At 45.4% G+C, this 5,000-nt stretch carries 1 protein-coding gene, 1 tRNA gene and 2 rRNA genes; all 4 read left to right on the top strand.

Translation table 11 applies throughout. The features are described 5' to 3' along the window. The first annotated feature begins 428 nt into the window (after positions 1-428). Positions 429-3,238: ribosomal RNA gene (locus ACFIMQ_RS08780) — 23S ribosomal RNA — on the top strand. Between the two features lie 74 nt (positions 3,239-3,312). Further along, positions 3,313-3,427 (top strand): 5S ribosomal RNA (gene rrf / locus ACFIMQ_RS08775). Between the two features lie 113 nt (positions 3,428-3,540). Beyond that, a tRNA-Met gene (locus tag ACFIMQ_RS08770) sits at positions 3,541-3,617 on the top strand. 339 nt (positions 3,618-3,956) lie between these two features. After that, positions 3,957-4,175: a hypothetical protein gene (locus ACFIMQ_RS08765; RefSeq protein WP_375703858.1), complete on the top strand. Its 219-nt coding sequence runs from the start codon at positions 3,957-3,959 to the stop codon at positions 4,173-4,175. Positions 4,176-5,000 lie beyond the last annotated feature (825 nt).

Raw genomic sequence — 5,000 nt, 5'->3', positions numbered from 1 at the left:
GAAGAGAAGATATATTCAGACATGTTCCTTTTAAAAGGCTGCTTTTGGAAGACAGTTTTTTACTTAAGAAAAATGATTTCTTAGGAAAAGTGCTTGTTGTCAAAAGAGGTTAAGTGGATTTTTTAAAAAAGGTCTTGAAAAAGACCCTTCGATTTAAAGAAGAAATCTTAATCTAAACAAGAGACCTTTAATCTCAAAGAAGAACAAAACTTTTCTTTAAAAGAAGAACAGAGTTTTACTTTAAAAGAGGAACATTGTGTCGCAAGGGAATGCTCAAAGCCCTTGCATATGATTGGAAGCTTAACCGCGCCATTGAATATATCTCGAGAAGCTGGTCTTTTCTGCTGATATTTGGTTTGTTTTGCGCTTTATTTTGCACAAGATAAAGAGGGGCAGACAAACCGTGAATGAATATTGGCAATGAGAACGATCAAGTGTCTTAAGGGCATTTGGTGGATGCCTTGGCATGCACAGGCGATGAAGGACGTGATACGCTGCGATAAGCTACGGGGAGGTGCGAATACCCTTTGATCCGTAGATTTCCGAATGGGGCAACCCACCTTTGATGGCTAGAAAAATTAAGCTGTTTTTTAAACAGTTTAATTTTCTAGTCGTCAGATAAAGGTATCTGCACCTGAATAAAATAGGGTGTAAGAAGCAAACGCAGGGAACTGAAACATCTAAGTACCTGTAGGAAAGGACATCAAACGAGACTCCGTTAGTAGTGGCGAGCGAACGCGGACCAGGCCAGTGGCTTGAATTAAGAAAAGTAGAAACGACTGGAAAGTCGTACCAAAGAGGGTGATAGTCCCGTATACGTAAATCTGATTTAAGTCCTAGAGTAGGGCGGGACACGTGAAATCCTGTCTGAACATGGGTCGACCACGATCCAAGCCTAAGTACTCGTGCATGACCGATAGCGCACCAGTACCGTGAGGGAAAGGTGAAAAGTACCCCGACAAGGGGAGTGAAATAGTACCTGAAACCGAATGCCTACAAACAGTCGGAGCCCAAGATTCGTTCTGGGTGACGGCGTACCTTTTGTATAATGGGTCAGCGACTTAGTCTAACGAGCAAGCTTAAGCCGGTAGGTGTAGGCGTAGCGAAAGCGAGTCTGAATAGGGCGTTCAGTTCGTTGGATTAGACCCGAAACCGAGTGATCTAGCCATGAGCAGGCTGAAGGTAAGGTAACACTTACTGAAGGGCCGAACCCGTATCTGTTGCAATAGATTGGGATGACTTGTGGCTAGGGGTGAAAGGCCAATCAAACTCGGAAATAGCTGGTTCTCCGCGAAATCTATTTAGGTAGAGCGTTAGTCGAATTCTCCAGGGGGTAGAGCACTGGATGGGCTAGGGGTCCTCACCGGATTACCAAACCTAACCAAACTCCGAATACCTGGAAGAACTAACTAGCAGACACACGGCGGGTGCTAACGTCCGTCGTGGAGAGGGAAACAACCCTGACCACCATCTAAGGTCCCCAAGTTATGGCTAAGTGGGAAAGGATGTGAGGATCCCAAAACAACCAGGATGTTGGCTTAGAAGCAGCCACCATTTAAAGAAAGCGTAACAGCTCACTGGTCTAAATAAGGGTCCCTGCGCCGAAAATGTAACGGGGCTAAAGCCATACACCGAAGCTGTGGATTTACTCCTTATGGAGTAAGTGGTAGCGGAGCGTTCCGTAAGCCTGTGAAGGGAGACTCGTGAGAGCTCCTGGAGGTATCGGAAGTGAGAATGCTGACATGAGTAACGATAAAGGGAGTGAGAGACTCCCTCGCCGAAAGTCCAAGGGTTCCTGCTTAAAGTTAATCTGAGCAGGGTGAGTCGGCCCCTAAGGCGAGGCCGAAAGGCGTAGTCGATGGGAACCACGTTAATATTCGTGGACCTGTGGGTAGTGACGGATTGCGTATATTGTAAGATCTTATTGGATTGATCTTGCAGTGAAGCAGTTCCAGGAAATAGCTCCCACATATAGACCGTACCCCAAACCGACACAGGTGGACTGGTAGAGAATACTAAGGCGCTTGAGAGAACTACGTTGAAGGAACTCGGCAAATTGCACGCGTAACTTCGGAAGAAGCGTGACCCTTTAGCGGGCAACCGTTAGAGGGTGGCACAAACCAGGGGGTAGCGACTGTTTACCAAAAACACAGGGCTCTGCGAAGTCGCAAGACGACGTATAGGGTCTGACGCCTGCCCGGTGCTGGAAGGTTAAGAGGAGATGTGCAAGCATTGAATTGAAGCCCCAGTAAACGGCGGCCGTAACTATAACGGTCCTAAGGTAGCGAAATTCCTTGTCGGGTAAGTTCCGACCTGCACGAATGGCGTAACGACTTCCCCGCTGTCTCCAACGTAGACTCAGTGAAATTGAATTCCCCGTGAAGATGCGGGGTTCCTGCGGTTAGACGGAAAGACCCCGTGCACCTTTACTATAGCTTTACACTGGCATTTGTGTCTGTATGTGTAGGATAGGTGGTAGACTTTGAAGCAGGGGCGCTAGCCTTTGTGGAGTCATCCTTGAAATACCACCCTTACCGATATGGATGTCTAACCGCAGTCCGTTATCCGGATTCGGGACCGTGTATGGTGGGTAGTTTGACTGGGGCGGTCGCCTCCTAAAGAGTAACGGAGGCGCGCGATGGTAGGCTCAAAACGGTCGGAAATCGTTTGTTGAGTGCAATGGCATAAGCCTGCCTGACTGTGAGACTGACAAGTCGAGCAGAGTCGAAAGACGGTCATAGTGATCCGGTGGTCCCGTGTGGAAGGGCCATCGCTCAACGGATAAAAGGTACGCCGGGGATAACAGGCTGATGACCCCCAAGAGTCCATATCGACGGGGTTGTTTGGCACCTCGATGTCGACTCATCGCATCCTGGGGCTGGAGCAGGTCCCAAGGGTATGGCTGTTCGCCATTTAAAGCGGTACGTGAGTTGGGTTCAGAACGTCGTGAGACAGTTCGGTCCCTATCTGCCGTGGGTGTTGGAATATTGACAGGACCTGTCCCTAGTACGAGAGGACCGGGATGGACGTATCTCTGGTGGACCTGTTGTGGCGCCAGCCGCATAGCAGGGTAGCTATATACGGACGAGATAACCGCTGAAGGCATCTAAGCGGGAAACTCACCTGAAAACAAGTATTCCCTGAGAACCGTGGTAGACCACCACGTTGATAGGTCAGGTGTGGAAGTGTGGTAACACATGAAGCTTACTGATACTAATCGTTCGATCGACTTGATCGTTCTCATTTCCCATATTCTTTCTTAAATTAGCAGAAAAATAAACAGCTTCTCGATATGTCTATGCTCTTTGCTGACTTGGTGGTTATGGCGGAGTGAACGCACCCGATCCCATCCCGAACTCGGCCGTGAAACGCTCCAGCGCTGATGGTACTTTGCCTTAAGGCACGGGAGAGTAAGTCGCCGCCAGGTCTGCTAAGCGCATAGATCAAACTTCTCAATAATTTAAAAAAAATGTAACTAAAAAATAGAGTAAAATATAATAAGGCGTCGACAAAAAAAACAACTTATTATATCCTTATTGACGCGGGGTGGAGCAGCCCGGTAGCTCGTCAGGCTCATAACCTGAAGGCCGCAGGTTCAAATCCTGCCCCCGCAACCACTTCTTAATAGTTAACCCTATAATATTCCCTAGCATTCCGTAATAGTAATTTTGCTCTTCTCAATCTAAACAGAGATAGTGTCAAACGAAAGAGATGATATGCTCAATAAGCCTAATTAAAAAAGCTTTTAAAATTTTAATCAATCCATACTCGCCTCTCTTTACATGCTAATCACTCTACAGACATCATTGAAATATCATAGATAAACATGATAATTCATTAAGCCATGAAAACCTCCTCAAACCTTCAGAAAAAAAACCTGCTGAACCCAGAAATAGTGAAAAAAATCATTCTCGATGGGCATAATTGGTGGAAATATCCATGAAAAGGAGACTGTTTTGCATAATCAAAAATGTGCTCAGCACACCGTGAAAACAAATCCTGCCAAAAAAAGACCTATGAGCGGCTTTGGGGCTGGATCGGATGTCTTCTCATCCCTAAAAGAACGCAATAGGACTCATAAGGGGTATGCTACTAATGAAGCAGAGATAGGCAGAGAATGCTTTCTTCTCTCTAAAACGATAAATCTAAAAGCTCTTCTTAATATTGGAAAATAAAAATAGCATCAATCTCTGAAAATAAAAGCAGGAGGAAACGTGTCGTAGCGTGTAAACGCATGGAGTGAAATGCTAATCACTCGAAACTCTTCTCACGTAACAGAGATATAATCGAAAACGCTATGGAAAAAGGAGAAAACGTACGAGTGCGTAAATACCCGTAGAATTATGCTGAGGAGATATAGGAGGACTCGCAACTCTGCCCTGCGTAAAAAACGCAATGCAGAAATAGGGGATACTCCGCTAAACATTATGCCCTCTGAAACAACTAGAAAAAAGAGCGTAGAGGTGTATGTAATTCACACAAAGAAACACTCCTCAAAAACTAAATCTAAGCTCAGCTTCTCTCTCTTTTACGATATCCCGCCCTTTGTCCTATGTGTGCCTGTATATCTTCATCCTTAAAACAATCTGCTAACTTTTTGTAACAAAAAACTGCACATAATTCCTTGACCACCTAAACTATCTATATCCCTAACTACTCAGGCGGATTTTTACTTAGAAAGCTTTTGGGGAAAGCTTTTGGGGTACTGAGCCTATGCCTATATCTGTGGGGGCAGTGCTTTACGGCTCAGATAGAGAAATAACAGCTTTTTACACTATCCTAACATACATAAAGCAACCTTAAGAGAAAAAACTCCAAAAGTTACATATCCTTATCCTTGGCGCAATGTACTATCGGGACATCTCACATCATCTCTTAGACATCTGCTCTAGCCCCATTTACCGTTTCTAGGGTGACATGTTCTTTAAAGAATTGATGATTTTTGCGATCTTTTTTAGAAACCAGCGTAATGAGAGAGAAAGTCTGCCGTGAGAAAAAGA

The organism is Bartonella sp. AD13SXNS, from assembly GCF_042196465.1.
GTDB lineage: Bacteria > Pseudomonadota > Alphaproteobacteria > Rhizobiales > Rhizobiaceae > Bartonella.
Note: the sequence above shows the minus strand (reverse complement) of the source record. Positions and strands in the feature narration are given on the sequence as shown.